The sequence below is a fragment of the Actinoalloteichus hoggarensis genome, from assembly GCF_002234535.1.
GTDB lineage: Bacteria > Actinomycetota > Actinomycetes > Mycobacteriales > Pseudonocardiaceae > Actinoalloteichus_A > Actinoalloteichus_A hoggarensis.
Map to the genome: position 1 here is coordinate 5,647,716 of NZ_CP022521.1, position 26,205 is coordinate 5,673,920.

Annotated in this window: 25 protein-coding genes and 1 pseudogene; 8 read left to right on the forward strand and 18 right to left on the reverse strand. The window is 71.1% G+C overall.

Features of this window, described 5'->3' with window-relative positions:
• Window positions 1-5: 5 nt before the first annotated feature.
• Window positions 6-1,211, forward strand: a complete 1,206-nt coding sequence (locus AHOG_RS24035) for a PQQ-dependent sugar dehydrogenase (protein WP_093943353.1) — start codon at window positions 6-8, stop codon at window positions 1,209-1,211.
• A 439-nt stretch (window positions 1,212-1,650) separates the two neighbouring features.
• On the opposite strand, the gene gatB is transcribed toward AHOG_RS24035, so the two are convergent.
• The 7 genes from gatB to AHOG_RS28910 all read right to left on the reverse strand — a co-directional run bounded on the left by gatB (window position 1,651) and on the right by AHOG_RS28910 (window position 7,593).
• Window positions 1,651-3,162 (reverse strand): Asp-tRNA(Asn)/Glu-tRNA(Gln) amidotransferase subunit GatB, encoded by a 1,512-nt coding sequence (gene gatB / locus AHOG_RS24040; protein ID WP_093943354.1) that lies wholly within the window; start codon window positions 3,160-3,162, stop codon window positions 1,651-1,653.
• The gene (locus AHOG_RS24045; RefSeq protein ID WP_075742611.1) at window positions 3,159-3,359 is read right to left on the reverse strand and encodes a hypothetical protein; all 201 of its coding nucleotides are present in this window, start codon (window positions 3,357-3,359) and stop codon (window positions 3,159-3,161) included. The genes gatB and AHOG_RS24045 overlap by 4 nt, the downstream gene beginning before the upstream one ends.
• A 64-nt stretch (window positions 3,360-3,423) precedes the next feature.
• Window positions 3,424-3,888, reverse strand: coding sequence for a hypothetical protein (locus AHOG_RS24050; protein ID WP_342746044.1), 465 nt, complete (start codon window positions 3,886-3,888; stop codon window positions 3,424-3,426).
• A gap of 191 nt (window positions 3,889-4,079) precedes the next feature.
• On the reverse strand, window positions 4,080-5,480 hold the full coding sequence (locus tag AHOG_RS24055) for an AAA family ATPase (RefSeq protein ID WP_093943356.1): 1,401 nt from the start codon (window positions 5,478-5,480) through the stop codon (window positions 4,080-4,082).
• Between the two features lie 31 nt (window positions 5,481-5,511).
• Window positions 5,512-7,029 (reverse strand): Asp-tRNA(Asn)/Glu-tRNA(Gln) amidotransferase subunit GatA, encoded by a 1,518-nt coding sequence (gene gatA / locus AHOG_RS24060; protein ID WP_093943357.1) that lies wholly within the window; start codon window positions 7,027-7,029, stop codon window positions 5,512-5,514.
• Window positions 7,026-7,325 (reverse strand): Asp-tRNA(Asn)/Glu-tRNA(Gln) amidotransferase subunit GatC, encoded by a 300-nt coding sequence (gene gatC, locus AHOG_RS24065; RefSeq protein ID WP_093943358.1) that lies wholly within the window; start codon window positions 7,323-7,325, stop codon window positions 7,026-7,028. The genes gatA and gatC overlap by 4 nt, the downstream gene beginning before the upstream one ends.
• A gap of 70 nt (window positions 7,326-7,395) precedes the next feature.
• Entirely contained in the window at window positions 7,396-7,593 is a 198-nt protein-coding gene (locus AHOG_RS28910) for a hypothetical protein (protein ID WP_157737022.1), read from the reverse strand.
• Between the two features lie 94 nt (window positions 7,594-7,687).
• Here AHOG_RS28910 and AHOG_RS24070 point away from each other — a divergent pair, with 94 nt between their 5' ends.
• Window positions 7,688-8,341, forward strand: coding sequence for an ACT domain-containing protein (locus tag AHOG_RS24070; RefSeq protein WP_093944761.1), 654 nt, complete (start codon window positions 7,688-7,690; stop codon window positions 8,339-8,341).
• 112 nt (window positions 8,342-8,453) lie between these two features.
• On the opposite strand, the gene vapC is transcribed toward AHOG_RS24070, so the two are convergent.
• The 4 genes from vapC to ligA form a co-directional block, all read right to left on the reverse strand.
• Window positions 8,454-8,864 carry a type II toxin-antitoxin system VapC family toxin gene (gene vapC, locus AHOG_RS24075; RefSeq protein WP_093943359.1) on the reverse strand — a complete coding sequence of 137 codons (411 nt, stop codon included), beginning with the start codon at window positions 8,862-8,864 and terminating at the stop codon, window positions 8,454-8,456.
• Window positions 8,861-9,070 (reverse strand): type II toxin-antitoxin system VapB family antitoxin, encoded by a 210-nt coding sequence (locus AHOG_RS24080; protein WP_093943360.1) that lies wholly within the window; start codon window positions 9,068-9,070, stop codon window positions 8,861-8,863. The genes vapC and AHOG_RS24080 overlap by 4 nt, the downstream gene beginning before the upstream one ends.
• 74 nt (window positions 9,071-9,144) lie before the next feature.
• Entirely contained in the window at window positions 9,145-9,690 is a 546-nt protein-coding gene (locus tag AHOG_RS24085) for a GNAT family N-acetyltransferase (RefSeq protein WP_093943361.1), read from the reverse strand.
• Entirely contained in the window at window positions 9,687-12,125 is a 2,439-nt protein-coding gene (ligA, locus tag AHOG_RS24090; protein ID WP_245856419.1) for an NAD-dependent DNA ligase LigA, read from the reverse strand. Before ligA ends, AHOG_RS24085 begins: the two co-directional genes overlap by 4 nt.
• 210 nt (window positions 12,126-12,335) lie before the next feature.
• Between ligA and AHOG_RS24095 the strand changes: the two genes are divergently transcribed.
• The gene (locus tag AHOG_RS24095; RefSeq protein WP_093943362.1) at window positions 12,336-13,691 is read left to right on the forward strand and encodes a hemolysin family protein; all 1,356 of its coding nucleotides are present in this window, start codon (window positions 12,336-12,338) and stop codon (window positions 13,689-13,691) included.
• A gap of 553 nt (window positions 13,692-14,244) precedes the next feature.
• Here the strand turns inward: AHOG_RS24095 and AHOG_RS24105 are convergent.
• Both AHOG_RS24105 and AHOG_RS24110 read right to left on the reverse strand, forming a co-directional pair.
• A pseudogene (locus AHOG_RS24105) lies at window positions 14,245-14,919 on the reverse strand (hypothetical protein); the annotation flags it as partial.
• Window positions 14,920-14,949: 30 nt separating this feature from the next.
• Entirely contained in the window at window positions 14,950-15,987 is a 1,038-nt protein-coding gene (locus AHOG_RS24110; protein WP_093944762.1) for a methionine synthase, read from the reverse strand.
• A gap of 649 nt (window positions 15,988-16,636) precedes the next feature.
• Here AHOG_RS24110 and AHOG_RS24115 point away from each other — a divergent pair.
• On the forward strand, window positions 16,637-17,584 hold the full coding sequence (locus AHOG_RS24115) for a serine/threonine dehydratase (protein ID WP_376700096.1): 948 nt from the start codon (window positions 16,637-16,639) through the stop codon (window positions 17,582-17,584).
• A gap of 139 nt (window positions 17,585-17,723) precedes the next feature.
• On the opposite strand, the gene ku is transcribed toward AHOG_RS24115, so the two are convergent.
• Window positions 17,724-18,824, reverse strand: a complete 1,101-nt coding sequence (ku, locus tag AHOG_RS24120; RefSeq protein ID WP_245856420.1) for a non-homologous end joining protein Ku — start codon at window positions 18,822-18,824, stop codon at window positions 17,724-17,726.
• A 103-nt stretch (window positions 18,825-18,927) separates the two neighbouring features.
• On the opposite strand from ku, the gene AHOG_RS24125 reads away from it, so the two are divergent.
• Window positions 18,928-19,272, forward strand: coding sequence for a hypothetical protein (locus AHOG_RS24125; RefSeq protein ID WP_093943364.1), 345 nt, complete (start codon window positions 18,928-18,930; stop codon window positions 19,270-19,272).
• Window positions 19,273-19,495: 223 nt separating this feature from the next.
• Here the strand turns inward: AHOG_RS24125 and AHOG_RS24130 are convergent, their stop codons facing one another.
• Window positions 19,496-19,858: a hypothetical protein gene (locus tag AHOG_RS24130; RefSeq protein WP_157737023.1), complete on the reverse strand. Its 363-nt coding sequence runs from the start codon at window positions 19,856-19,858 to the stop codon at window positions 19,496-19,498.
• Window positions 19,859-20,128: 270 nt separating this feature from the next.
• Between AHOG_RS24130 and AHOG_RS24135 the strand changes: the two genes are divergently transcribed.
• On the forward strand, window positions 20,129-20,875 hold the full coding sequence (locus AHOG_RS24135; RefSeq protein WP_169725902.1) for an IclR family transcriptional regulator: 747 nt from the start codon (window positions 20,129-20,131) through the stop codon (window positions 20,873-20,875).
• 426 nt (window positions 20,876-21,301) lie between these two features.
• Window positions 21,302-22,090: an alpha/beta fold hydrolase gene (locus tag AHOG_RS24140; protein WP_093943367.1), complete on the forward strand. Its 789-nt coding sequence runs from the start codon at window positions 21,302-21,304 to the stop codon at window positions 22,088-22,090.
• Between the two features lie 222 nt (window positions 22,091-22,312).
• Here AHOG_RS24140 and AHOG_RS24145 read toward each other — a convergent pair whose 3' ends face one another.
• From AHOG_RS24145 to AHOG_RS24155, 3 genes are all read right to left on the reverse strand, one after another.
• Complete coding sequence (locus AHOG_RS24145) at window positions 22,313-23,299, reverse strand: LLM class flavin-dependent oxidoreductase (protein WP_093943368.1); 987 nt, start codon at window positions 23,297-23,299, stop codon at window positions 22,313-22,315.
• Window positions 23,300-23,372: 73 nt separating this feature from the next.
• Window positions 23,373-23,855 carry a pyridoxamine 5'-phosphate oxidase family protein gene (locus tag AHOG_RS24150; protein ID WP_157737024.1) on the reverse strand — a complete coding sequence of 161 codons (483 nt, stop codon included), beginning with the start codon at window positions 23,853-23,855 and terminating at the stop codon, window positions 23,373-23,375.
• A 62-nt stretch (window positions 23,856-23,917) separates the two neighbouring features.
• Window positions 23,918-25,507: an MFS transporter gene (locus tag AHOG_RS24155; RefSeq protein WP_093943370.1), complete on the reverse strand. Its 1,590-nt coding sequence runs from the start codon at window positions 25,505-25,507 to the stop codon at window positions 23,918-23,920.
• A 57-nt stretch (window positions 25,508-25,564) separates the two neighbouring features.
• On the opposite strand from AHOG_RS24155, the gene AHOG_RS24160 reads away from it, so the two are divergent.
• Entirely contained in the window at window positions 25,565-26,149 is a 585-nt protein-coding gene (locus tag AHOG_RS24160; protein ID WP_093943371.1) for a TetR/AcrR family transcriptional regulator, read from the forward strand.
• The last annotated feature ends 56 nt before the right edge of the window (window positions 26,150-26,205 follow it).

Below are 26,205 nucleotides of genomic sequence, written 5' to 3' on the forward strand. Positions count from 1 at the left end.
GGAGGATGCCGAGTTCTCCGAACCAAGGCCGGCGGGGGCGCCGATCCGCGCTGGCCGGGTTCGTCGTGCTCGGCCTCGTCGCGGCAGGCTGCGCCGACTTCTCCCAGCAGGAGCGGCTCGCCCGCGCGGAGTGGGAACCGGCACCGCCGCCGATGGCAGGCTCGGACAACGCCCCACGCTTCCCGGACGAAGGCGGCGGTCACGGCGGCGAGCCCGGACGTTCGACCTCCCCCGCGCCGGTGCCGCCGCCCGAGGGCTGCACCGACTACGACCCGGCCGTGGTCGTGACCTGTCTGGACCCGGTGTCCTCGATCGCCGTGCTGCCCGACGGGGAACAGGCCCTGGTCGCCGAGCGCGCGACCGGCCGCATCCTGCGCGTGCGATGGGGTCGGGACCCGGCGGACAAGGACTCGCCGGAGGAGTTCGCCACGGTGGCCGTCGACGCCTCCGAGGGCGGCGGCGGCCTGCTCGGCCTGGCGCTGTCGCCGTACTACGCCGAGGACAGCCTCGTCTACGCGCTGCTGAGCACGCCGGAGGACAACCGTGTCGTGCGCATCGCGGCCGGTGACGAGCCGAAGCCGGTGCTGACCGGCCTGCCCCGCGATCCGGCGGGCGCGTTGACCAACGATCTGCGCGGCGCGCTGCTGTTGGCCACGGGGTCGGCGGGCGATCCGGCGGCGGCGGCCGATCCGGACTCGCAGGCGGGCAAGGTGCTGCGGATCGACGAGACGGGCGCCCCCGCGGCGGACAACCCCGACCCGACGACGGCGGTGGTCAGCAGCGGACTCGCCGCCCCGGCGGGGCTGTGTCAGGCCGTGGACGGCTCGTCGATCTGGGTGACCGACCGTGCCGAGTCACGAGACCTGCTGTATCGGATCGAGCCGGGCGAGCCGTTGGGCGAGGCCTCTTGGAACTGGCCCGACCAGCCCGGCGTCGCGGGCTGCGCCGCCTATCCGGACATGGTCACGGTCTTTCTGAGCGATCAGGAGGCGATCGCGAACCTGGAGCTGAGCCCCGATCTCACCTTCGCCAGCCCGCCCCAGTACAGCGGGGAGGGCACCTACGGCCGGTTCTCCGGCGCGGCGCCCGGTCTCGACGACTACATCTGGGTCGGCACCGAGAACCAGGCGGGCGGCGACCCGGCCAGCAGCGACGATCGCGTGGTGCTCATCGACCGGCTGCCGACTCCCGGCGGCGGCGGGCGCGACTAGACCCGTCCTCGGGTGCCGGATGTCCGGGTGGCCCCCACCAGGCGAGCACGTCAGGACCGCGTGCAGGCCGCGCCCGTGCTCCGCGACGCCCGCGGATCCGGCCGGTGCGGACCCGGCCGGTGCGGACCCGGCCGGTGCGAACCCGGCCGGTGCGAACCCGGCCGGTGCGGACCTGACCGGCGGCGACCGCGGGCGGGGGCGGCGACTCCCGCAGCCGGCGAAGTCCTGCGGGCCGCGAACTCCCGCAGCCGGCGACCTCCCATCGGGGCAGACCCCCCGTGGGCGGCGAACCCCCGTGGTGAGCGCCGCCGCCGCCGTCGTGGATCGTCGATTCTCGAGCCCGTGTGCGGCCCGCGCCAGGCACGGGCGCCGACCCGGCCCGGTACCGGCGGGCGGCCGCCCGATGACAGGGCGGTGCCGCGCCGGTCCGGCGCCCGGATCAGCCCTCGACGCCTGCTGCCGCCAGCACCAGCTCGCGGACGCGCTTGGCGTCGGCCTGTCCCTTCGTCGCCTTCATCACGGCGCCGACGATGGCCCCGGCGGCGGCGACCTTGCCGCCGCGGATCTTGTCCGCCACGTCGGGGTTCGCGGCCAACGCCGCCTCCACGGCGGTCTGCAGCGCGGAGTCGTCGGAGACCACCTTCAGGCCGCGCGCGGCGACGACCTCGTCGGGCTCGCCCTCGCCCGCGAGCACGCCGTCGACGACCTGACGGGCCAGCTTGTTCGTCAGCTCACCCTCGGCCACCAACGCCACGACCCGCGCCACCTGAGCGGGCGTCACGGGCAGCTCGGTCAGCTCGACCTGGCGCTGGTTCGCCTGCGCGAGCAGGTACGAGACCCACCACGACCGCGCCTCGTCGGGCGAGGCGCCCGCAGCGACGGTCGCCGCGACCAACGCCACCGCGCCCGCGTTCTCCAGGTCACGCAGCTCGGCGTCGGAGAGCGACCACTCCTGCTGGATGCGCCTGCGCCGCTCGCCGGGCAGCTCCGGCAGCGTCGCGCGCAGCTCCTCGATCCACTCGGCGGGCGGCGCGATCGGCACCAGGTCGGGCTCCGGGAAGTACCGGTAGTCCTCCGACGTCTCCTTCGGCCTGCCTGCCCGCGTCGACCCGGAGGCCTCCTCGAAGTGCCGGGTCTCCTGCCGGATCGAGCCACCCTGCGTGAGCAGCACGGCCTGCCGCCGCATCTCGTACCGCACGGCCCGCTCCACGCTGCGCAGCGAGTTCACGTTCTTCGTCTCGGTGCGGGTCCCGAACTCGGTGGCGTCCTTGGCCATGAGCGAGACGTTGGCGTCGCACCGCAGCGAGCCCTGGTCCATGCGCACGTCCGAGACGTCCAGCGACTTCAGCAGGTCCCGCAGCGTCGCGACATACGCCCTGGCGACCTCGGGCGCCCTGGCACCCGCGCCGACGATCGGCTTGGTGACGATCTCCACCAGTGGCACGCCCGCCCGGTTGTAGTCCAGCAGCGAGTGCTCGGCCCCGTGGATACGGCCGGTGGCGCCGCCGACGTGCAGCGACTTCCCGGTGTCCTCCTCCATGTGGGCGCGTTCGATCTCGACGCGGACCGTCTCGCCGTCCTCCAGCATCACGTCGAGGTAGCCGTTGAAGGCGATCGGCTCGTCGTACTGCGAGGTCTGGAAGTTCTTCGGCATGTCCGGATAGAAGTAGTTCTTCCGCGCGAACCGGCACCACGGCGCGATGTCACAGTTCAACGCCAGACCGATGCGGATCGCGGACTCCACCGCCTTGCCGTTGACCACGGGCAGCGCGCCCGGCATCCCCAGGCACGTCTGGCACACCTGGGTGTTCGGCTCCGCGCCGAACTCCGTGGGACAACCGCAGAACATCTTGGTCTGGGTGGACAGCTCGACGTGCACCTCCAGCCCCAGCACCGGGTCGAAGGTGGCGAGCACCTCGTCGTAGTCCATCAGATCGGCCACTGCGGTCACTCCTGGTCGTCCTTCCTGAGGCTGCGCGCGAACAGCGCGGCACCGGTGACCGTCACGGCCAGGTTGGTCAGCGCATGGGCCAGCGCCAGCCGATCCGAGTCCTTCCTGGCCTTGCGGAACTGGCTGAACGCGGCGGCGCCGCCGCTGATCACTCCGACCAGCCCGAACAGCTTGTTCAGCTTCGACACGTCGTTCATGGTCAAGACCTCCGATTCCGGGCTGTCGCCGCCGTCACGGCTCTCGTCGTCTTCCCTCGTCTGATCACCGGATGAAACTCAGCTCGCGCAGCGCGGCCACGGTATCGGCTCGCCACCGGGCGAACGACGGAACCCGATCCAGCCGATCGAGCCGGACGCGTTCAGCGAGCAGGGGCAGACATTCCGATGCCTTGCGCCTACTCCGCCGACGACCTGAGTCGGCACGTAGTGCCTCGGTGAGGGTGCGCTTCGGCTTCGTGAGCCGCTCGACGTCGCCGAGCAGGTCGCTCTCGAAGACATCCGGCCTACGGACGTCGCAGCCCGCGAGCTGGTTGACCTTGTCGAGGTCGGCCAGCGCCCAGCTCTCCATCTCCCGGACAGGGGCGAGCTTGACGAGCCGGGTCTGCTTCAACAGGTCGTCGTTCGTCTGCCACGCCTTCTCCATGGGGACCCACGCCCTGGATCCCTCACGATCGGGAGAAGCACCCGCGTCGAAGTGCAGGAAGGTCAGCGACGGAAGCGGGCTCATCCGCCCGACCTCCTCCGCGAAAGTGTTGAACGGACGATCTCCCCTGCGCATGAGCACGATCGGTTCCGTGACATCGAAGTCTGCGGCTCGATCGGAGAAGCCGATGTCGCGAAGCACCCGGTCGACGAGCCCCGGGAAGAAAAGATCATCGCTGGGACCCTCGACGAGGAGAACAGAGGAAAGCGGCCTGGTCAACTCTCCAACACCCGTTTCGCCTCTTCAACGTCGATCCCCGGCAGATCCCGTCGTTCCGCCACGGTCATCACGGGCAGGTCGTTGAACGCGAAAGCCTGTTGACCCGCGGGCGGCGGCAGGACACGCCGCACTCGTGAGATCCGACCGCCCGCCGAGTCGCTGACTCTGGTCGTCCAGTCCATGACCACCAGGTCCGCGGGTTCCAAGGCCGTGAGCACCACGGGCGAATGGCTGGAGAGGATCAACTGCGTCAACGGCTCGTCCTGATCCGAATCGGCCGTCGGATCGGTGACCAGCCTGCTCAACAGCCCCAGCAACTCCCGCAGTCGCTGCGGGTAGATGCCGTTCTCCGGCTCCTCGAAGCAGATGAGACCGCGGTGATCGGGATCGTGGAGGGCTGCGAGCAGCGTCAACACCCGCAGGGTTCCGTCCGAGGCGACCCGAGCGCTGACCCGCCCCTCGTCCCTGGTGGTCAGGTACGTCTCCCACTGACCACGAGCAGCGTTCTCCTCCACCTCGATCCCCGCGAAACCACGCACGACCTTCGCCAGCGCGGCGGCGATGTCGTCGAGGCCGCTGCCGTAGGCGCTGCGCGAGGTCCGCTCGATTCTGCGCAGCACCTTCGCCAGGTTGGCCCCGTTGGCGCTGAGCACGTCCCCGCGCTGCTCCTGGGTGCTCGGCTGACGCAGTGCGGCCGGATCGAGCTGGAGGAAGCGCCAGGACTCCAGCTCACGGCGCAGTGCGAACAGCAGTGGGAACTCGGCCGCCGAGGTGATGCTCGACAGAACGGTCGCCTCGGCGGAGTGCGCGGGAATCTGCCGTCGCCGGCCTTGGCTCCCTTCCTGAGCGATCTTGAAGACCCGGTTGCCCTGCGAGTTCGACCCGGTCGTCAGCAGCTCCGTGGTGCGCTTGTAGCGGAGCTTGGCCTCCTTGAACGCCTTGGACACTCCCGCCCGCGAAGGCCAACTGTCCTCCTTGGCCAACAGCGGACGGGCTGCCTCCGTCAGCACCCGAGCACGCGGGAATCCATCCGGGTCCATGTGCAGACCGATGGTCAGCTCATATCGCAGGCGCGTGTGGCTCACGTCCACGACCTCGCCGAACGGGTCGACGACGTCCGGCTCCAGCAGCACCTCCACCGCGAAGGTCATCCGATCGGCCTGCGCGACACCGTCGCCGCCCTCATACCGCCGGAACAGCTCGGACAGCTCGCCTCGCATGTCGGCGAAGGCGTCGAACAGCGAAGGGGCGCTCACGAGTCTGCGCAGCAGCTGCACGGCGTCGAACAGGTTCGACTTGCCGCTCGCGTTCTGACCGAGGACGACCAGGAAGGGAGGGAGGTCCAGCTCGAAGTCCGCGAAGGACTTGAACCCGTCGATCTCGATGCGGGTCAGCATCCGGCACTCCCTCCCCCGTCGGTCACGGCCGTCAGACCGCCACGTCGGGCACGCGGTCGATCAGCGCGCCGTCGGCGGCCGCGTTGCGGGCGACCTCGTAGGCGGCGGCGACCCGGTACATCCGGTCGTCGGCCATGGCCGGGGCCATGATCTGGAGCCCGACCGGCAGGCCGTCCTCGTCCGAGAGCCCGCTGGGGACGCTCATCGCCGCGTTGCCCGCCAGGTTCGCCGGGATGGTGCACAGGTCGGCGAGGTACATCGCCATCGGGTCGTCGGCCCGCTCGCCGATGCGGAACGCCGTGGTGGGGGTGGTCGGCGAGACCAGCACGTCGACGGTGTCGAAGGCGGCGGCGAAGTCGCGGCTGATCAGCGTCCGGACCTTCTGCGCCTGCCCGTAGTAGGCGTCGTAGTACCCGGAGGACAGCGCGTAGGTGCCGAGCATGATCCGCCGCTTGACCTCGGGCCCGAAGCCCGCCTCTCTCGTCAGGGACATGACCTCCTCGGCGCCCAGCTTCGGATCGTCGCCGCCGACCCGCAGGCCGTAGCGCATGGCGTCGAAGCGGGCCAGGTTGGAGGAGCACTCGCTCGGCGCGATCAGGTAGTAGGCGCCCAGCGCGTAGTCGAAGTGCGGGCAGGAGACCTCGACGACGTCGGCGCCCAGCGCGGTGAGCTGCTTCACCGCGGCCTCGAAGGACCGCAGGACGCCGGGCTGGTAGCCGTCGCCGGAGAACTCGCGCACCACGCCGACCCGTACCCCGCGCAGATCGCCCGCTGCACCCTGCCGGGCAGCCGCGACGACCGGCGGCACCGGCGCGTCGATCGACGTCGAGTCCATCGGGTCGTGTCCGCCGATCACCTCGTGCAGCAGCGCCGCGTCCAGCACGGTGCGCGCGCAGGGACCGGCCTGGTCCAGCGAGGAGGAGAACGCGACGAGTCCGTGCCGGGACACCCCGCCGTAGGTGGGCTTCACCCCGACCGTGCCCGTCACCGAGCCGGGCTGGCGGATCGAGCCGCCCGTGTCGGTGCCGATCGCCAGCGGCGCCTCGAAGGCGGCGAGCGAGGCCGAGGAGCCGCCGCCGGAGCCGCCGGGGATGCGGTCGGTGTCCCACGGGTTCCGGGTGACGCCGTAGGCCGAGTTCTCGGTGGAGGAGCCCATGGCGAACTCGTCCATGTTGGTCTTGCCGAGCACGATCACGCCCGCCGCGTGCAGCCGCGCCGTCACCGTGGCGTCGTACGGGGGACGCCAGCCCTCGAGCATCTTCGAACCACAGGTCGTGGGGATGCCCTTGGTGGTCAGCACGTCCTTGAGCGCCAGCGGGACGCCCGCCAGCGGTGAGACGGGAGCCTTGCCCGCGTCGAGGTCGGCGTCCACCCGGCGGGCGGCGGCGAGCGCGCCCTCGGTGTCGACGTGCAGGAATGCGTTGATCCGCCCGTCGACTGCCTGGATGCGGTCCAGGTGGGCCTGGGTCACCTCGACGGAGGTGACCTCCCTGGCGTGAATCCTGGCGGCCAGCTCGGCCGCGGTGTGCCGGATCAACGGGCTGTTCACTGCTCCTCCCCGAGGATGCGCGGGACGCGGAAGCGGTTCTCCTCGACGGCGGGTGCGCCGCCGAGCGCCTCCTGACGGGTGAGACCCGGCCGGATCACGTCGTCACGGAAGACGTTGGTGACCGGCACGGCGTGCGAGGTCGGCGGGATGTCGTCGGCTGCGACCTCCCCGACCTGGGCGACCGACCGCAGAATGACGTCGAGCTGGCCCGCGAACATGTCCAACTCGTCGTCGGTCACGGACAGCCTGGCCAGCCGAGCGAGGTGCGCGACCTCGTCACGGGAGATGCTGGGCACTGGAAAGCCCCCCTGGTCGCGGTGAGTGTGCGAGACCTCGCGAGTCTATTGGGCAGCGTCGCGCAGGTCGTCACGGGTGGCGTCCGACCGCCGTGGTGTGGACTTCCACCGGCCTGCGGATGAAAATTTCGTTCCAAACTCTGATCGAACTCGGTCGGGCGATCTCACCGACGGTGTGGTCTGCCATGATTTCGGCCGACGGCGGTGGTGTCGCGGCGGCTTCATACGGAGTCGACGCGGCGCCGTAGGTGAGGTCGAGAATGGTCATCGACTCCGATTCGGACCACGACGAACGAATGGGGTCCGCCGATCGTGGCGCGGGCGGCGAGGTTCCGCGCAGTCAACTGGAGGCGTTGGAACCCGTGTCCTTCCTGATCCGCGTGCAACTGCCCGACCAGCCGGGAAAGCTGGGCGCGGTCGCGAGTGCGCTGGGCACGGTGGGTGCCGACATCCTGAGCGTCGACGTCGTCGAGCGAGGCGCTGGGCTGGCCGTCGACGATCTGGTGGTGGAGCTGCCCTCCGGCAGGCTGCCGGACGTGCTGATCACGGCCGCCGAGTCGGTGGACGGCGTGGAGGTCGACGCCGTGCGGCCCTACGCGGGCGTGCTCGACACCTACCGTGAGCTGGAGTTGATCGAAGAGGTCGCCGCCAACCCTCGCCAGGGGTTGGACGTGTTCACCGAGGGCGTGCCCCGGATCATCCGTGCGGGCTGGGCGGTGGTGTTCGCCGAGAACGGTGACGGCGCGTTCCGCCTCGCCGCCAGCACCGCGGCTCCCGAGACCCGTTCGATGCGCCTGCCATGGCTGCCGCTGCACAAGTCGCTCGTCCTCGACGGCGAGGAGGACTGGGTACCGGAGACATGGCGCGAACTCGGCACCGAACTGGCCGTCACCCCTCTGGGCAGGCCCGAACGCGCCCTGCTCGTCGGCAGGCCCGGCGGCCCCATGTTCCGCGCCTCCGAAGTCGCCAGACTCGCCCACCTCACCGGCATCGTCTCCAGCCTGCTCCCGAACTGAACGCGACGATCGCGGGTCGTCCGGGACGCTCTCGACCGACGATGTCGCGTCGCGTGGTGCGTCGTCGCGTGGTGCGTCGACGTCACGGCCCGCGCCAGAGCCGTCCTCGGTCTCAGGTCAGCAGTGACTCGGATCGAAGATCTGAGGCGACCGCGGCGATCCGTTCGAAATCACGGTCTCTGTGCACCAGGATCGCCTCGGTGCGCACCGCCACCGAGGCGATCAGGCAGTCGACCATCGAACGCACCGTATGCCCGGAGATCCGCACGTTCCGATACAGATCCGCCGCGTAGTGAAAGTCGATCGCCGGGTCGATTCCACGAAGTCGCAGCCGGTTGAGCACCGATTCGATGCGCAGCCGCCGCAGCCCGTTCGCCCCGGCGCGCAGCTCCATGAGCACCGGTTCGGTCGTGACGATCTGATCGGGTTCCGCCGCCAGTTCGACGAACCTGTCCTGGGCCGCACCGGGACGGTCGGTCAGGACGTCGATCCATACCGAGCTGTCGATCAGATAGGCCTTCATGGATGCTCGGGCGGCCCGGCGCGCAACTCGTCCAGGTCGCCGTCCCAGCCGACGCCTCGGAGTGCGAGCAGTTCCTCGGTGGAGACCCTCGGCCCCACGAGCCGCCGCAATGCCAGGTCCACGGCTTCACGCTTCGTGGTGAGGTCGTACCGTCTCATCGCCTCGCTGACCAGCTCGTCGTCGAGATCAATATTGGTGCGACTCATACACCAACGATACACCGAGGCGGCGGTGTGCGACCTCGGCGATCACCGAGTGATCCGTCGCCGTCCCGACCGGTTCACGCACGCTCGCCCAGCTCCAACGAGAACGACAGCAGCCGCATCTCGCCGATGCTCCAGTCCCTGGCGGGCAGCCGGGTGAAGCCGAATCGCTCGTAGAGTCGATGGGCCGTGCGCATCCGGTCCTGGCTGCACAGCACGATGCGGGTCATGCCTCGCGCGCGAGCCAGGGACACCACCTGGCCCATCAGGCGACCGCCCACTCCTCGGCCGCGTGCCTCGGGCGCGACCGCGAGCATCCGCACCTCCAGCTCGCCTTGGCAGGCGAGTTCGGCGTAGGAGCTGTCCGCCGAGCAGACGGTGACGGCGCCGAGCACGGCGCCGGACTCGTCCGGCTGGATCGCCTCGGCCGCCCCGTCGACGGCGACGTACACCTCCGCCTCCCGGTCCCGGCCCGCGACGTCCCGCAGGGTGGCCGCATAGCCCTCGTCGCCCACCAGGAAGCCGTCCGCGTGATAGGCGGCGACGGTCAGCTCGCCGATCGCGGCGTACTCGGCGGCGACCGCCCGACGTAAGACGAGATCCAGCCCGGTGTGGGATGTCATGCCGAGTCCTCCTCGTCGTGGGCGGCGGACCCCGACATGTCCCCGGCCGCCGGTGCCTCGGTGGTACCAGAGTCGGCGGCGGAGCTCTCCTCGGGCGTGTCCTCGGCAGCGCCCTCGGCCGTGCCCGTCCGCTTCGCTCGCGACCGTCTGCCCTCGCCCGCCCGCTTCGTCTTCGGGGGCGCCGGCTCGCCGTCCGCGGACCCGTCGGCACCGGCTCCGTCGGCCGCCCCAGTCCCAGGCCCGGCCCCAGTCCCAGTCCCGGTCTCGGTCCCAGCCCCGGCCCCGGACTCGGGCTCGGGCTCCGCCTCGGCGGGCCGCTCGGCCAGCGGCGCCGCCGCCTCAGGGCCGTCCGCCAGCAGCACCCGGAAGCCCGCCTCGTCCAAGACGGGAACGCCCAGCTGCATCGCCTTGTCGTACTTCGAGCCGGGGGCCTCGCCGACGACCACGAAGGCCGTCTTCTTGGAGACCGAGCCCGCGGATCGGCCGCCGCGCGCCATCACGGCCTCCTTGGCCTCGTCGCGGGAGAAGCCCTCCAACGAGCCCGTCACGACGATGGACAGGCCCTCCAGCGTCCGAGGAATCGAGTCGTACTGCTCGTCCACCATGCGGACGCCCGCGCGGCGCCACTTGTCGACCACCTCACGATGCCAGTCGACGGCGAACCACTCGCGCACGGCCGTCGCGATGGTCGGTCCGACGCCGTCGGCCGCCGCCAGCTCGGCCTCGTCCGCGGCGTCGATCCGTTCCAGGGAGCCGAACTCACCGGCCAGCGCGCGCGCCGCCGTCGGCCCGACGTGGCGGATGGACAGGGCCACGAGCACCCGCCACAGCGGCTGTTCCTTCGCGGCGGCCAGGTTGCGGATCAGCTTGCGGCCGTTGGCCGACAGCTCGCCCGCCTTGGTGCGGAACAGCTCCGCCTGCAGCAGGCTCTCCTCGGTCAGCTCGAAGACGTCGCCCTCGTCGGTGATCACCTCCGAGGTCAACAGCGCCGACGCGGCCTCGTAGCCGAGGACCTCGATGTCGAACGCGCCCCGACCCGCCAGGTGGAACAGCCGCTCCCGAAGCTGCGCGGGGCAGGACCGCGCGTTCGGACAGCGGATGTCGACGTCGCTCTCCTTCTCCCGACGCAGCTCGGTGCCGCACTCCGGGCAGTGCGTGGGCATCACGAACTCGCGTTCGGTGCCGTCCCTGGCGTCCACCACCGGCCCGAGCACCTCGGGGATGACGTCGCCCGCCTTGCGGATCACCACCCGGTCGCCGATGAGCACGCCCTTGCGTCGGACCTCGTCGCCGTTGTGCAGGGTGGCCATCGCCACGGTGGAGCCCGCCACCTTCACCGGCTCCATCACCGCGAACGGGGTCACCCGACCGGTACGGCCCACGTTGACCTGGATGTCGCGCAGCTCGGTGGTGGCCTCCTCCGGCGGGTACTTGTAGGCGATCGCCCAGCGCGGCGCCCGCGAGGTGGTGCCCAGTCTGCGTTGCAGGGGCACCTCGTCGACCTTGAAGACGACGCCGTCGATCTCGTGCTCCGCGTCGTGCCGGTGCTCGCCCCAGTAGGCGAGATGTCTTCGCAGCTCGGCGAGTGAGCCGAGGACCTTCGTGTGGCTGGAGACGGGCAGTCCCCAGGCACGCAACGCGGCGTAGGCCTCGGACTGGCGCTCCGCCTGGAAGCCGGTGCGCCTGCCGAGCCCGTGGCAGATGAGTCGTAGCGGACGGGAGGCCGTCACCCGGGGGTCCTTCTGTCGCAGCGAGCCCGCCGCGGCGTTGCGCGGATTGGCGAAGGGGGCGCGTCCCGAGGCGACCAGGCCCGCGTTCAGCTCGGTGAACTCCTCCAGCACGAAGAACACCTCGCCACGCACCTCGACGAGTTCGGGAATCGGGAACTCCTCGGTGCCGTGCAGGCGCTCCGGCACGTCGTCCATGGTGCGGATGTTCAGGGTGACGTCTTCGCCGGTGCGGCCGTCTCCCCTGGTCAACGCCCTGATCAGCCTGCCGTTCTCGTAGAGCAGGTTGATGGCCAGTCCGTCGATCTTGAGTTCGCTGAGGTAGTGGGCGTCGGGGCCGACCTCACGCTCCACCCGGTCGACCCAGGCGGCCAACTCCTCCTCCTCGAAGGCGTTGTCCAGGCTGAGCATGCGCTCCAGATGATCGACGGCGTTGAACTCGGTGGAGAAGGTGCCACCCACCCGCTGGGTCGGGGACTCCGGGGTCGCGAGGCCCGGATACCGCCGCTCCAGCTCGGCGAGCTCGCCGAGGAGGCGGTCGAACTCGCCGTCGGAGATCGTGGGCGCGTCACGCACGTAGTAGCGGAACTGATGTCCCGTGACCTCCTCGGCGAGGCGATCATGTCGTTCCCTCGCCTGCGCGGGCACGTCCTCGACGCTCTGAGCCTCGGTCGAGGCGGCCGTCTCCTCGGCTGATTCGCTGGTCACGGAGGCAGGCTAGTCGGGACCACCGACGCCGGGGGTCACAGCCCGCCGGGCTCACACCCGGAAGTGTGCCGGGGTGTCCGCGCCTGCCGGGCGCCGCCCACGCCACGCCGTGGCCGCGGCGGAGCCACACCACCGATAAGGCTGACGAGCCGGCCCTGACGGACACGGACGAAAGAGGCGAGACGGCGGTGAGCCGGGCATTCTGATCGGATGGACGGCACGTTACTCAACAGCCTGCTCATCCTGGTGTTCATTCTCATCGGCGGCTTCTTCGCGGCGTCGGAGATCGCCCTCGTCTCGCTGCGCGGCAGCCAGGTGCGAGCGATGGCGGGCAAGGGCCGTCGAGGCGAGAAGGTCGCCAAGCTGCACGGCGACTCCAATCGCTTCCTGTCCTCGGTGCAGATCGGCGTGACGATCGCGGGCTTCTTCGCCTCCGCGTTCGGCGGTGCGACGCTGGCCGTGGAGTTGCAGCCCGTGCTGGCGGGCTGGGGGGTGCCGGAAAGACTGGCGAGCACGCTGTCGCTGGTGGTGATCACGATCGTCATCTCGTACTTCTCGCTGGTGCTCGGCGAGCTCGTGCCGAAGCGGCTCGCGCTGCAGAAGTCCGAGGGCGTGTCGCTGTTCGTGGCTCCCGTGCTCGACCGCATCGCGGGGATCACCCGGCCGGTGATCTGGCTGCTGTCCCACTCGACGAACCTGGTGGTCCGGCTGTTCGGCCTCGACCCGCGCCAGCAGAGCGAGGAGGTCACGGAGGAGGAGCTCCGCGAGATGGTGAGCACGCACCGCCAGCTCACCGCCGAGGAGCGGCGGGTGCTGGTGGACGTCTTCGAGGCGACCGACCGCACCGTCAGCCAGGTCATGGTGCCCCGGACCGAGGTCACCTTCCTGGAGGCCACCGTGCCGCTGGCCGAGGCTGCACAGGAGATCATCGACCAGCCGCACTCGCGGTATCCCGTGATCGGCGAGTCGGCCGACGACGTCCTGGGCTTCGTCCATGTCCGTGACGTCCTCACCGCCGTCCAGCGGGGCGCCGGGGGGCTTCGGGTGGGCGACGTCGTGCGCGAGATCGTGCTGCTGCCGGGCAGCAAGGAGCTGCTGCCCGCCCTGTCTCAGCTGCGCGGCTCCGGGTCGCATCTGGCCGTGGTCGTCGACGAGTACGGCGGCACCGACGGCATCGTCACCCTTGAAGACCTGGTCGAGGAGCTGGTGGGCGAGATCCAGGACGAGTACGACCCCGAGCTGCGGCCCGACGCACAGGCCAGGGCAGGCGTGATCGAGGTCGACGGGATGCTGCGCCATGACGAGGTGCCCGACGGCGCCGGCCTCACGCTCCCGGAGGGGCCGTATTCCACCCTCGCCGGCTTCCTGCTGTTCCGGCTCGGTCGGATTCCGGCGCCGGGCGACTCGCTGGAGGCGTTGGACCGGCGGTTCGTCGTCACGGAGATGGAGGGCAGACGCATCACCCGGATTCGCATCGAGCCGCTGCCGGGTGGCGCAGGCGCGTCGGAGGCGGACGGCGTTCCCCCACGCGGCAGGGGCCGTGAGCGCCGTCCCTCCGAGGATTGAGTACGCCCGGCCGCGCCTGCCGATCCCGTGTCATGTCGATCTCGTGTCACGGAGGGCCCGGGTCACGGAGGGCCTGCGCGCGTCGGGCCGTCGACCGTGATCAGGCCCGAGGCGGCGGCAGTCCGGGAACGGGGAGTGTGTCCGCCGTCGCGGCGACCTCCTCGTGCCTGCCGTGGACGGCCGCCGTCATCCCCGGCACGCGCGTCGACCCGTCGACCGTCGACGCCGACGGCGACAGGCCCGCGGGCGCCTGGTCCGCGCCGGGGCAGGGCGGGTCTCCGTCAGTCGGCCCGGGGCAGGCGGGACGCCCTCAGGTCGCGGGGCCGTCCTTCCCCTCCGCCGCGGGCGAGCCGCCCGGCTGATCGGCGCGCCCGTCCGACGGGCCGGAGCCCGCGCCGTCCGGGTCGCCCGTCGGCATCGGCCCTGCGGGACGGGCCGTGCTCTCGGACTCGGTCTCCTGCGCGGGCGGCGCCTCGGGCGTGTCCGGCGTCTCCGCCGCCGACGTGCCCGCCTCGGGCGCCGCGTCCACCGTCCTGGGCCGCAGGGCCTCGTCCAGCTCCTCGACGAGGGTCCGCAGCTCCAGCAGGTCGATCGCGCCCTGGGGCTCCTGCTCGGCGGTCTCCACTCGACCGAGCCGGTCGCCCGCGAGTCGTTCGCCGAGTGTGGCGTCCAGCGGTAGGAAGGTCATCGCCGCCTTCGCCGCGTCCGCCAGCTCCGACATGAGCGGGTGGAAGACGGCGACGTCCACCAGTCCCGCCTCCTCGTCCACGAGCGCCGCCACCCGGACCTGAGCCAGCGCCAGCCGATGCTCGCCGAGGTTGACCGTCACGCCGTTCGGGTCGGGGACCGGCGGCACGGAGTCGTGGTACTCCCAGATGGTGTCGTCCGAGGGGGCGGCGGCCTTCCATGCGTCGGTGTAGGGCCGCAGGGCCGTGTCGCCCTGCGCGCTGATCACGAGCGCGTAGACGGCCCGGTGTCCCCGTTCGAGGGAGAAGTGCAGGTCGGGATGCAACGCGGCGACCGACGCGCAGAGCTGGTTCTCGATCCGATCCGGCTCCCCGTCGCCGAGAGCCGCGCTGACCTCGGGAAGCAGCAGCTCCCAGCGTGCCCAGAACTCCGCCGCCGCGCGTCCGGCGTCGCCCTCGGCGGGCGGCTCCCGATCAGGGAGGGCGTCCGACTCGGTTCGCGCCGGCCAGAGCCGACGAAGGAATCTCTTCACAGTGCCCATTGTGCTGTCCGTTCCCGATCGCTCGCGCGATCACCAGTCCTCGGGAGGCTCGAGGAACACTCGACCCAGCTCGCGCAGCGTCGTCATGGCCGTCCTGGTCCATTCCGGGGACGCGCCTGCGAAGCCGCATGCCGGGGTGGGCACCGCCTTGGTCGCCAGCAGCGCACGGGGGAATCCGAGCCGGTCGACGAGTTCGAAGGCGGGTCGGGCCGCCGCGCGCAGCGTCGGCGGACGGGTGGGGTCCGTCCCCGGCAGCAGTCCCAGCAGCAGCGTCGCACCGGAGTCCCACAGTTCGCCGATCGCGTCCAGGGCCGTGGTGGACTCGGTCAACGGCAGCGTCAGGTCGACGCCGACGGCTCCCGCACCCGCACCGCGCAGCAGGGTCGAGGGCGCGTCTGGCGCGCAGCAGTGCACCAGGACGGGCGCCCCGGTGGCCTTCTCGGCCGCCGCCACCACACCGGCGAGCACGTTCTGCGCCTCGGGCGCGGGCACGGCGGGCACCCGATCCAGACCTGACGGCGTGGGCAGCCGTCCGTCGATCACCGCGGGCAGGCTGGGCTCGTCGATCTGGACGACGATCTGCGCTCCGGTGCGCTCGGTCAGCTCGCGGACGTGGGCGGTGAGGCCCTCCATCTGCGATTCGACCAGGTCGCGCAGGGCTCCGGCGTCGGTGAGGAGGCGATGGCCGCGGGGCAGCTCGACGCTCGCCGCGAAGGTCCACGGCCCGGCGAGCTGCACCTTGAGCCGCTCCGGGCGGACGCCCGTCTCCTGCAGCACCGCGTCGAGCGCGTCCAGGTCCATGCGCATCAGGTCCTGTGCCCGGCGCTGGTCGAGTCCGGAACGGGCGGCGAGCCGGTATCCGGAGGGGACCACCTCGACGGGCATGGCGACCAGCAGCGCCGCCGTGCGACCCAGCAGGTCGGCGCCGACACCGCGGTCGGGCAGTTCGGGCAGGTGCGGCAGGTCCGGAAGCTCGCCGAGCACGATCCGGACCGCCTCCATGGCGTCGGTCCCCGGCATCGAGCCGATCGCGGTGGCGGTGCCCGCGGGCCACGGTGTGTTCGTCACGATCACTGCCTACCACCTCGGCCGACGCCGTGGGCGGCCGGCCTGCGTACCGGCGGCGGCATCCGGGCTGGTCCGGTCCGTTCAGCCTGCTCCGCCAACTGGTCCAGACCTATTGACGAAGATCATCATGCGGCCTAGCGTTCTCAGCCCCGGACGTCCACGAACCGCCAGACGGATCGGGCGACGACCGGCCGCCGACGTCCCCTTCTCGGGGGACGGCGAGTGGACGTGGGGCGGCGCCGCGCCGCGTCGTCCCACGCCCACTCCGGCGGTGTCGAGCCGGACCGGAGCGCCGGAACGGGCGGCTCGACACGGCGCGGACGGGCAGGTGGTCACGGGTCGACTCCGCCTCGTCGGACCGGCACGCCCCGCCCTCACGGGCGAAGCCGCGATCCCGCGATTCGGCAATCCGGCCATCCGACGCGGAGCGCCACGGCCGCCGCTGTCCGCATTCACTCCGGCGACGACCATCACTCGATATCGGAGTCTTGCCCGCGTTCACGCCAAGTCGATCAGACTGCTGGTGATCATGAGGACTGCTCCCTCGTCCAGACGAGTGAGCGACGGCCGAGGCGAGACGGCGTCAACGCCGATCGGCCACGGCGGCGGCCTCCCCGAGCCGCCGAGGCGGGATGGCACAGTGGTACGGGTGACTCTCAGCGTCTCACCCACGATCCAGACTCCCGAACTCGCCCGCAAGGCCGTCCGAGAGGCCGCGGACCGGATTCGGCCCCACGCGCGTCGCACCCCGATCATGACCGTCGAGCTCGACGGCAGGCCGCTCGTGCTGAAGCTGGAATACCTGCAGAGGACGGGGTCCTTCAAGCTGCGCGGCGCGCTGAACGCCATGCTCAGCGGCGAGCGCCCCGGCAGGGTCGTGACCGCGTCGGGCGGCAATCACGGCCTGGGTGTCGCCATGGCCGCGCGACTCGCCGGGCTGCCCGCCGACGTCTACGTGCCGGAGACGGTGCCCGCGGGCAAGGCCCGCCGAATCGAGGCGCTGGGCGCTCGCCTCGTCCGACTCGGCCCGTCGTACGCCGACGCCGCCGAGGGCGCTGCGCGGGCCGCCGTCGAGACGGGTGCCCGGTACGTGCCCGCCTTCGACGACCCGGCGGTGGTGGCGGGCCAGGGCACCGTGGCGCTGGAGGTCGTCGAGGACGCACCCGAGGTCGACGTCATCGCCGTCGCTGCGGGCGGCGGCGGACTGGCGGCGGGGACGGTGTCGGCGGCGGCGCCCGACCGTCGCACGGTGGCCGTGGAGCCGACCGGCTGCTGCTCCGTGTACCGCGCCGTCCAGGCAGGCGGGCCGGTGGACGCCGAGGTCGACTCGGTGGCGGCCTCCGGGCTCGGCGCGTCCCGTGTCGGCACGGTGCCCTTCGCCGTGCTCAGCGAGCTCGGCCGGGCCGGAGCGCTGTCCTGTGAGCTGGTCCGCGACGAGCAGATCCTCGCCGCCCGCGACCGGCTCTGGGAGGAGTTCCGCATCGCCGTCGAGCCCGCCGCGGCGACGCCCTTCGCCGCCTGGGAGGCGGGGCTGGTCCCCGGCGAACTCCCGGCCGTGGTGCTCTGCGGGGCCAACACCGATTGGACGCCCGCCTGAGGCGAGAGGCGCCGTCGAACGGCGTCTGACGGGGGACGGCGACGACGACGGCGCGTCGAGCAGCGGCGGGCGGCATCCGAGCGGGGTCAGCGAGACACTCGCCGCCGCCTCCGTCCGTCGCGACGGCCGACGCCGCGACTCAGGCCGAGCGTCTGCGCCCGGCGGTCTTGCGCCGAGACGTCCGTCCCTTGTCCCCCTGGGCGGCCTTGGTGTCGGCCTCGACGTCGTCGCCCGCGCTCTCGGCCTTCGCCGACGCCGCCTTCGCCGAACCCGACTTCGCCGACGCCGTCTTCGCCGAGCCCGCCTTCGTCGAACCCGACTTCGCCCGGCTGTCCGAGCCGGTCTTCGTGGTCGTCCGGCCGCCGCCCGAAGGCTGCTTCCGGCCGGTCGAACGGCGCCCGGTCCGCTCCTTCTCCTTCGTCGTCTCGTCCCCCGACCGGGCCTGGGCGATGCTGCGTTCCAGCGCGGTCATCAGGTCGATGACGTCGCCGCCCTCGGGCTCCTCCTGCGGTCCGGCGGGCACCTCGGCACCCGCCGCCCTGGCCTCGATCAGCTGACCGAGGAGCCGCTGGTAGTCGTCGGAGAACTCGGTCGGATCGAACTCGCCGGTCATGTTCTCGATCAGCGACGTGGCCATGTCGAGCTCCTGCGGGCGGACGGGCACGTCCTGGCCCAGGAACTCGAACTCGGCGGGCCGGATCTCGTCGGGCCACAGCATGGTGTGCAGGACGATCACGTCGTCCCTGGCCCGCAGCATCGCCAGGGTCTCACGCTGCCGCAGCGTGATCTTGACGACGGCGAGGCGGCCGACCCGTTCCAGGGCGTCCCGCAGCAGGACATAGGGCCGCACCGAGGGGTTCTCCGGCTCCAGCAGGTAGCTGCGCTGGAAGTAGATCGGGTCCACGCTCTCCACCGGCACGAACTCCAGCACCTGGATGGATCGTTCGGTGGTGATCGGCAGCCGGGCGAAGTCCTCCTGTTCGAGCACGACCAGCCTGCCGTCGTCCATCTCGTAGCCCTTGGCGATCTCATCGAACGCGACCTCCTCGCCACACACGGTGCACACCCGCTTGTAGCGAATCCGGCCATGATCTTTTCGATGCAACTGGAAGAAATGGTAGTCGTGGTCCTCGGTGGCGGCGTAGAGCCGGACAGCCACATTGACCAGCCCGAAGGAGATCGCTCCTCGCCACATCGACCGCATGTCCACCTGGATACTCGTGCCTCGACGAGATCGCATCCGGGAGCGGCCTCCGCCGCCGAGCTGCGACGACGGCCGAAGCGAGCGCGTCATCACACCCGTGGGAGTTGCCTGGTCGCACACACTAGGACAGGCTTTGGGAGTGAGTGAGGAAACTATCCAACTCGAACTCGACGAGTCCGGCCTGGCGATCGCTCTGCCTCGGCCGGAACACGAGCGAGACCAGGTTCAAGGAGTGCCCTACCGCCCGGTGGAATTCCGGGACGACGACTTGCCCACCGCCCTCGAGCGAACAGCGACCTGGCTGCGTCAGGCGCAGGAATGGCTTGGCGAGCCGGTGGATGTGATCGCGATTCATCTCGATTACGACGATCGAGCCGGGTCGCCGTATTACGACGTGAAACTGCTGTGCAACGACGAGGATCTGGCCGGGGCGCCGCTGGCGATTCGCAGCCACCTCCGAGGCAGGGGAGGCACGGCGGCGTGAGGCGCCGAACGCCGGAGCGCCGAGTGACCCTCGGGTGACCACATCCGGTCCGGCGACGTGTGGGGGCAGCACATCGTCGCCGGACCGGACTTGTTGTGCGGAGTGCTTCGCCGTGGTCGGCGGCGACGTCGTAGTCCGCACAAGACGTGCTGACGGTGCCGATCCGACCCGTCAGTGGAGTAAGCGATCAGGACTCGCCGCAGGCCTTCCCAGCCGAGCGGGTTCAGACGAAGCCGAGCAGTGTTCCCATCCTGCGGGTGAGCACCGGCGCGTGCCGTTCGCCGGGCGCGGGCAGCGCGAGCAGCTCGGAGAGGGTGTCCTCCAGGACTCCGGAGGACTGCCAGAGGATGCCTCCCGGCGAGCCGGGACGGTCGACGACCATGCGAATCGCGGTGGTCTCGGTGGAGTCGTACACGTAGATGGCGTCGATGAACTGGCGCCTGCTGCGATAACCGACCAGACACGACGGATCGCCCGCATCATCGACCAGGACGTGAAAGTCCCAGCCCGCGTCCTTGATCTTCGCCAGCGATGACAGCTCGGGATACCGTCGGATCGCCTGCGCTCGGGTGATCGACACTGCCACTCCACCACCTTCCAGCGATGCGGCACTCCGGCCGCGCCCGACCCCGATCGGACCCGGTGGAACCTGAGAGCAGGATGCCATAAGTGCACACTCTACTCAAACTGTTCACATAGTGCCCTATGCACGGAAAAGCGGTAGGTTGAAAATTGACGCAGGAGCCGGCCCCGCGTGAACTGCGACGACCCGGGTCATTCCCCCGCGACCGGCCCGCGACCGCGTGGACAGTGCACAATGAGCCTCCTGGATTTCGGGAGCGAAGATCATCCGACAGTGAGAGGTCGTGACCCGGTGCGCAGGTCCGCCGAGCCCGCTTCGTCGACCGACTCGGGAGAGTCCGGCGGCCCGCCGCGCGGCGCCAAGACGCTCGACAGCGGGCTGCGGATCCTCTGGGAGCTGCGAGACCACCCGGACGGCCTGCCGCACGGCGAGCTGTCGCGGCGACTGGGCATCGAACGCACCGCCGTCTACCGGCTCATCGGCACGCTGCAGTCCAACCGTCTGGTGACCAAGACCGACGAGGGGCGCTACCAACTCGCCCTCGGCCTCTTGGAGCTGGCCTCCTCGGTGCTTCCCCAGTTGAGGCGGACCTTCACCCATCAGCTGCGAGAGCTGGCGGAGATGTCCCAGGCCACGGCCTTCGTCACGGCACTGGACGGCGAGAACAGCTGCGTGGTCGTCGCCGTCGCCGAGCCGTCGAAGACGATCACGCACGTCGCCTACCGGGTCGGCGCCCGCCATGAGGCCGAGCGGGGCGCCTCCGGAATCGCCATCCTCGCGGGCAGACCGCCGGTTCCCGGTGAGCGTGAGGCCATCACCGAGGCGCGGCGGCTGGGTTACTCGGTGACCAGCGGCGAGCTGCAACAGGGCGCATGGGGCATCGCCGCGCCCATCCGCCCGCCGAACGGACCCGCGGTGGCCAGCGTGGGCGTCGTCGCGATCGGCAGGCGCGACGAGACGGTCGTCGCGCCCTCGGTGCTGCGCGCCGCCGAGGCCCTGAGCTCCAGCGAACAGCTCTGAGTTCCGGCGATCCCCGAGTCCGACGATCAGCCCGACTCCTGCCGGCGGCCCAGCGGCTCCGAGGCTCAGCCGGCGGCTCCGAACCGACGACGCCGCGGGGGATCGCGGCGTCCATCGACCGGCCCGCCGACGAATCCCGTGGAAAGTTCGGCTCGTCGATCGAGTGTCTTGATCGACGCACTCGCCGGCCCGAATCGCGACGGCGTGGGCCCGACGACAAGGGCTGCCGCCAGCACGTAGTCCCGCGATCGACGGTCCGAACACGGACACACCCGCTCACTGTCACCCGGTCGGGGGACCGCCGAATCGGGGGCCGCTGCGGTGCGCCCGATGGAACCACACCGTTGACAGGCAGGCGCCCGACCCCGAAGCTGGTCGCTACCGGTGATCAACTGCCGAAGCGGCGGCGTACTGCGAGGAGCTGATGTGACGATCCTGCCTCACGACGTACACGGCGACGGCCCGATCCGAGTGATCGCGCTGCACGGCTGGTTCTCCGACCGCACCGCCTTCCGCGCGCTGCGCCCCCTGCTGGACACCACTCGCTTCAGTTACGCCTTCGTCGACGTCCGGGGCTACGGGGAGGCCGCCGAGCTGAGCGGCGAGTACACCATGGCCGAGATCGCCTCCGACGTGCTCGCGCTGGCGGATCACCTCGGCTGGTCGGAGTTCGCCCTGTTAGGGCATTCGATGGGCGGCAAGGCCGCCGCCGCCGTGCTGGCCGCGGACACGAGCCGGGTGACCGGCGTAGTCGGCGTCTCCCCGGTGCCTGCCTCCGGCGTCCCCTTCGACGACCAGGCCTGGCAGCTCTTCGCCGGTGCCGCGGAGAGCGCGGACAACCGTCGGGCGATCATCGACCTGACCACGGGCAACCGGCACACCGGCGTCTGGCTGGACGCGATGGTGCGACACTCGCTCGCCACCTCGTCCGTCCCGGCGTTCGGGAGCTACCTCCTCGACTGGGCACGGCACGACTTCCACGAGGCGGTGCTGGGCGACTCGACCCCGATCCTGGTCATCGCAGGCGAGCACGATCCGGCCTTGAGCGCCGACGTGCTCCGCGGCACCTGGCTCGCCTGGCACCCGCACGCGCGCGTCGAGGTCTTCGACAACGCGGGGCATTACGCCGCCGACGAGACCCCGATCGCACTGGCCTCGTCGCTGGAGGCCTTCCTGACCGATGCCGCGGCGGTCCCGCAGGCGACCGCAGGCTGATCGACGCGCTGCGGAGCGCGCCGTGGTGATCCGCGGATGCGCCCCAGCCGCCGAGCCGGCGGAGTGAAGCGCACGACCGAGTCGCCCTGCATCCTCCGCGACGACCGGGCGGCCCCGGAAGGGCCGCCCGCACGGTCACGGCGTTCGGCGGCACGGTCACGGCGTCGAACCCGGCGGATGCTCACGGGCCCGATCCCGCTCGCGCGAGACCGGGCGGGACGCCTACCGATTCTCGCCCCGGGCCGAGGCCAGCCCTGCGAGCCGCTTCATCGACGCGGTCACCAGTTCCGGGGCGAGCGCACCGAAGTTGGCCAGGGCCAACAGGTGGGTGACACCCAGTTCCTCCAGCCGGTCCATGCGTCGGGAGACCAGGTCGGCATCGCCGAAGAGGACCAGTTCCGCCGCGTCGAGCTGTGCGTAGCTGCGGTGGCTCTTGTGATACAGCCGGGTGTCGGTGTACTGGGCGAGGGCGGGCCCGACCTCGTCTTCGACGTCCGGTCGTTCGCCGACGTAGGTGTGCAGGGCCACCGCGACGTCGCCGGTCCCGGTCGCGCCGGACTCGGCGAAGCCCTTGCGGTAGGCGGTGACGACCTCTCCGAGGTGATCGATGTCCTCGGCGGAGGCGTACGGGATCAGCATGATGTTCCGGCCCTGCCTCCCGACGTGGTAGGCGGCCTCCGGACGGATCACCGCCACCCACACCGGCGGTGACGCCAGCGGCGTGACGGCCGCCCGGACGCCGGACAACCGGTGGTACTCGCCGTCGAAGTGCACCGGTTCGCCGGTCCACGCCCTGGTCAGGATCTCCAGTGCCTCGTCGAACCGGGTGCGCTTCTCCGCCTGGTCCACGCCGAAGCCCGCGTACTCGTGCGGGAGATAGCCGGAGCCCACGCCGAGGGCGAGCCTGCCGCCGGAGAGCTGGTCCAGCATCGCGTAGTCCTCGGCCAGCACCATCGGCGCGTGGAAGGGCAGTACCGCGACCGCGACGCCCAGGCCGATACGACTGGTCTGCCGCGCCGCGGCGGCGAGCAGCACCGCGGGCGCGGGCACGATGCCGTACTCGTGAAAGTGGTGCTCGGCCACGAAGTAGTTGGCGAAGCCGAGTTCCTCCGCGTAGGAGATCTCGTCCAAGAGCTGGTCGTAGAAGGCTGCGATGCTGCGGTCACGAGCCGGGTGATGGTCGGTGACCGAGAAGATGCTCAGCTTCATTGCTGGGAGTCCTTTCGGCGGGATCGGGCGGACCGCTCGTGCTGCGGGCCCGCGACGGACAACCTGCGATCGATCAGGCGGAGTCGTCCCGACCGATCGGCCACGGCGGCCGAAGGTCGGTGGCGGCCAGCTCCGCGAGCACCTGCCGTTCCACGCCGTCGCGGTGTCGTTTCGCGGCGTCGAACTCGTAACCGGGCCCCCGGAAGCGCATCTGCGGCTGTCGCTGATCCGCCACCGCCTCGAGCACCAGGCGGACGACGGCGGCAGGAAACGGTGCGGAGGGCAGTTCGGCGGTGAGGAACTCGGCTCGGCCGCCGACCGCGAGGACGAGGTCGTCGGCCAGGATCTGCATCGCGAACCTCGGGTCGTTCCGCAGGTTCCGACAGTGCCGGCCGCGGCCGTCCAGGGCCGCGACGAGCGTGTGGCTGTCGAGCAGGACGAACCAGGAGATCAAGGCGCTGTGCGGTCTGCCGGTCTCGTCCGTCGTCGCGAGCACGGCGACGGGCCTGCCGTCGATCATCGCCGAGGCGTGCTGGTCCTCCAGAGACCCTGTCACCCGCGCCACCCGAACCCCCGTTCATATAGTGCGGAGAGTACGCACTATATGAACCAACCTTGCTACCGGGTGCTGTCGGTGTCAAGGCGACTCTCGGACTCGCCGGGCCCGTCCTCGGCCGCGGAGTCGAGGGTCACGCGGCGCAGCGACAGCCAGGAGACCGCCGCGGCCGTCACCATGATCATCGCGCCCAGGACGCTGGTCAGTCGCATGCCTGCCACGAAGGCCCCGGTCGCCGCCTCGGCCAACGCGCCGCCCGCGGGCGCGGCGAGCTCGGCGGCCAGCCCCATCGCCGTGCCCAGCGTCTCGGCCGCCGCGGACAGGTGGCCTGCGTCGACGCCCGGCACCTCCGCGAGTCCGTTCCGATAGACCGCGGCCACCACACTGCCGAGCACGGCGATGCCCAGCGCCGCGCCCAACTCGTATGCGGTCTCCGAGACCGCCGAGGCGGCTCCCGCCCGCCGCGCGGGCACCGAGGCCAGGATCGCGTCGTTGGTCAGCAGCTCCGCGACGCCGACGCCGAGGCCGATCAGGCCGAACGCCGTCGAGGCGATCAGGAGGCCGCCGTCGACGGACACGCCCACGAGCAGCAGTGTGCCCAGGCCGGCCACCGACAGCGCCGACGCCAGGAGGGCGGGCATCGCGAAGCGCCGCACCAGCCGCGTGGCCAGCAGCGAGCCGACCACCGCAGCGGTGAGGCCGGGCAGGAGCAGCAGGCCCGCGTACATGGGTCGGAGGCCGAGGACCAGCTGGAGGTACTGCGTCAGGAGGAAGAGACAGCCGACGAGGACGAACACCGCGAGCAGGTTGGTCAGCACGGCGACGGAGAACGTCCGATGGGCGAAGAGCGAGACGTCCAGCATCGGCGTGTCCAGCCGTCGCTGTCTGCGGACGAACACGATCGCGAAACCGACGCCCAGGAGGACGGCGAGCGTGGCGACGGGCGAGATCCCGGACTCGACGAACTTCTTGAGCCCGTAGACCGCGGGCAACAGGGCGAGCAGCGAGTAGAGCGCGCTGAGCGGGTCGAAGCGGCCGGGCGCCGGGTCCCTGGACTCGGGGATCAGCCACGGGCCGATCGCCAGCAGCAGGGCCATCGTCGGCAGGTTCAGCAGGAACACCGAGCCCCACCAGAAGTGCTCCAGCAGCCAGCCGCCCAGGATCGGACCGAGTGCCGCGCCGCCGGAGAAGGCGGCCGACCACACCGCGATGGCGATCCGACGCCGTCGCCGGTCGACGAAGATGTTGCGGATCAGCGAGAGGGTCGCGGGCATGAGCGTCGCACCCGCGAAACCCATCGCGGCACGGGCGGCGATGAGCACCTCCGCGCTGGGCGCGTAGGCGGCCACCACGGAGGCGAGGCCGAACCCGGCCGAGCCGAGCAGGAGAAGCCGTCGGCGGCCGAGGCGGTCGCCGAGCACGCCCATCGTGACGAGCAGGCCTGCCAGCACGAACGAGTAGACGTCCACGATCCAGAGCAGCTGCGATGCGCTCGGGCGCAGGTCCTCGCTCAGCGTGGGGACGGCGAACCCGAGCACGGTGTTGTCCACCGAGACGAGCAGGACCGGAAGGGTCAGCACGGCGAGCGCGGCCCAGGCCCGCCCGCCGGGCAGACCGGCGGGCGTCGACGCGGGAACGGATGAGCTGCTCATGGCACCGACTGTACCGTCCGGACGGTACAGAGTCGCGTGTGTTCTACAGTTCACCCGGTGAGCAGCCGAACCCGCGACCGGATACTCGACGCGTTGCAGGACCTTCTCCTCCGCCACGGCCTGTCGGCGGTGACCTTGGACGCGGTGGCCGCCGCCGCCGAGGTCTCCAAAGGCGGGCTGCTCTATCACTTCCATTCGAAGAACGACCTGCTGACCGGGCTGGTGCACCGACTCGCCGACGAGGGAACAGCCGAGCTGACGCAGGCCAGGGCGATGGAGGGTCTGGACGCGGTCCGCTTCTTCCTCGAGACGTCGGTGCCCGTCGACCAGCGGGAGGCCGGCCTCTACTGGTCGGTGATCGCGAACCTGCGCAGTTCGGAGATCGGCCGGGAGGCCGCCGACATCCTCCGCGCGGTGTTCGGGAACTGGGCCGACCTGCTCGTCGAGCGAATCGGCGACCCGGTGGCCGCCGAGACGATCCGGCTGGTGGGCGACGGCCTGTACCTGAGCGCCCTGATGGGGCTGCCCCAGCCCGATCCGCAGGTTCTGCGCCAGGTCTTCGAGCGCCTTCTCCACCAGGCCGAGAGCGCCGCCGGAGCCGCCGTCATCGCCGACCCCGAGTCGGAACCAGACAACGACTGAGCACCAGGCAGCACAAACCGGGCCGTTCCACCAGGGCGGTCATGCACAATGCCGAG

What these genes read in the sequence shown, in the direction of transcription:
- vapC (WP_093943359.1), bottom strand. Translation starts at nt 8,864, where the DNA reads ATGAAGGCCTATCTGATCGACAGCTCGGTATGGATCGACGTCCTGACC.
- AHOG_RS24095 (WP_093943362.1), top strand. Translation starts at nt 12,336, where the DNA reads ATGGACGGCACGTTACTCAACAGCCTGCTCATCCTGGTGTTCATTCTC.
- AHOG_RS24050 (WP_342746044.1), bottom strand. Translation starts at nt 3,888, where the DNA reads ATGAGCCCGCTTCCGTCGCTGACCTTCCTGCACTTCGACGCGGGTGCT.
- AHOG_RS24045 (WP_075742611.1), bottom strand. Translation starts at nt 3,359, where the DNA reads ATGAACGACGTGTCGAAGCTGAACAAGCTGTTCGGGCTGGTCGGAGTG.
- AHOG_RS28910 (WP_157737022.1), bottom strand. Translation starts at nt 7,593, where the DNA reads ATGACCATTCTCGACCTCACCTACGGCGCCGCGTCGACTCCGTATGAA.
- AHOG_RS24055 (WP_093943356.1), bottom strand. Translation starts at nt 5,480, where the DNA reads ATGCTGACCCGCATCGAGATCGACGGGTTCAAGTCCTTCGCGGACTTC.
- AHOG_RS24080 (WP_093943360.1), bottom strand. Translation starts at nt 9,070, where the DNA reads ATGAGTCGCACCAATATTGATCTCGACGACGAGCTGGTCAGCGAGGCG.
- ku (WP_245856420.1), bottom strand. Translation starts at nt 18,824, where the DNA reads ATGCGATCTCGTCGAGGCACGAGTATCCAGGTGGACATGCGGTCGATG.
- AHOG_RS24145 (WP_093943368.1), bottom strand. Translation starts at nt 23,299, where the DNA reads ATGAAGCTGAGCATCTTCTCGGTCACCGACCATCACCCGGCTCGTGAC.
- AHOG_RS24155 (WP_093943370.1), bottom strand. Translation starts at nt 25,507, where the DNA reads ATGAGCAGCTCATCCGTTCCCGCGTCGACGCCCGCCGGTCTGCCCGGC.
- AHOG_RS24085 (WP_093943361.1), bottom strand. Translation starts at nt 9,690, where the DNA reads ATGACATCCCACACCGGGCTGGATCTCGTCTTACGTCGGGCGGTCGCC.
- AHOG_RS24035 (WP_093943353.1), top strand. Translation starts at nt 6, where the DNA reads ATGCCGAGTTCTCCGAACCAAGGCCGGCGGGGGCGCCGATCCGCGCTG.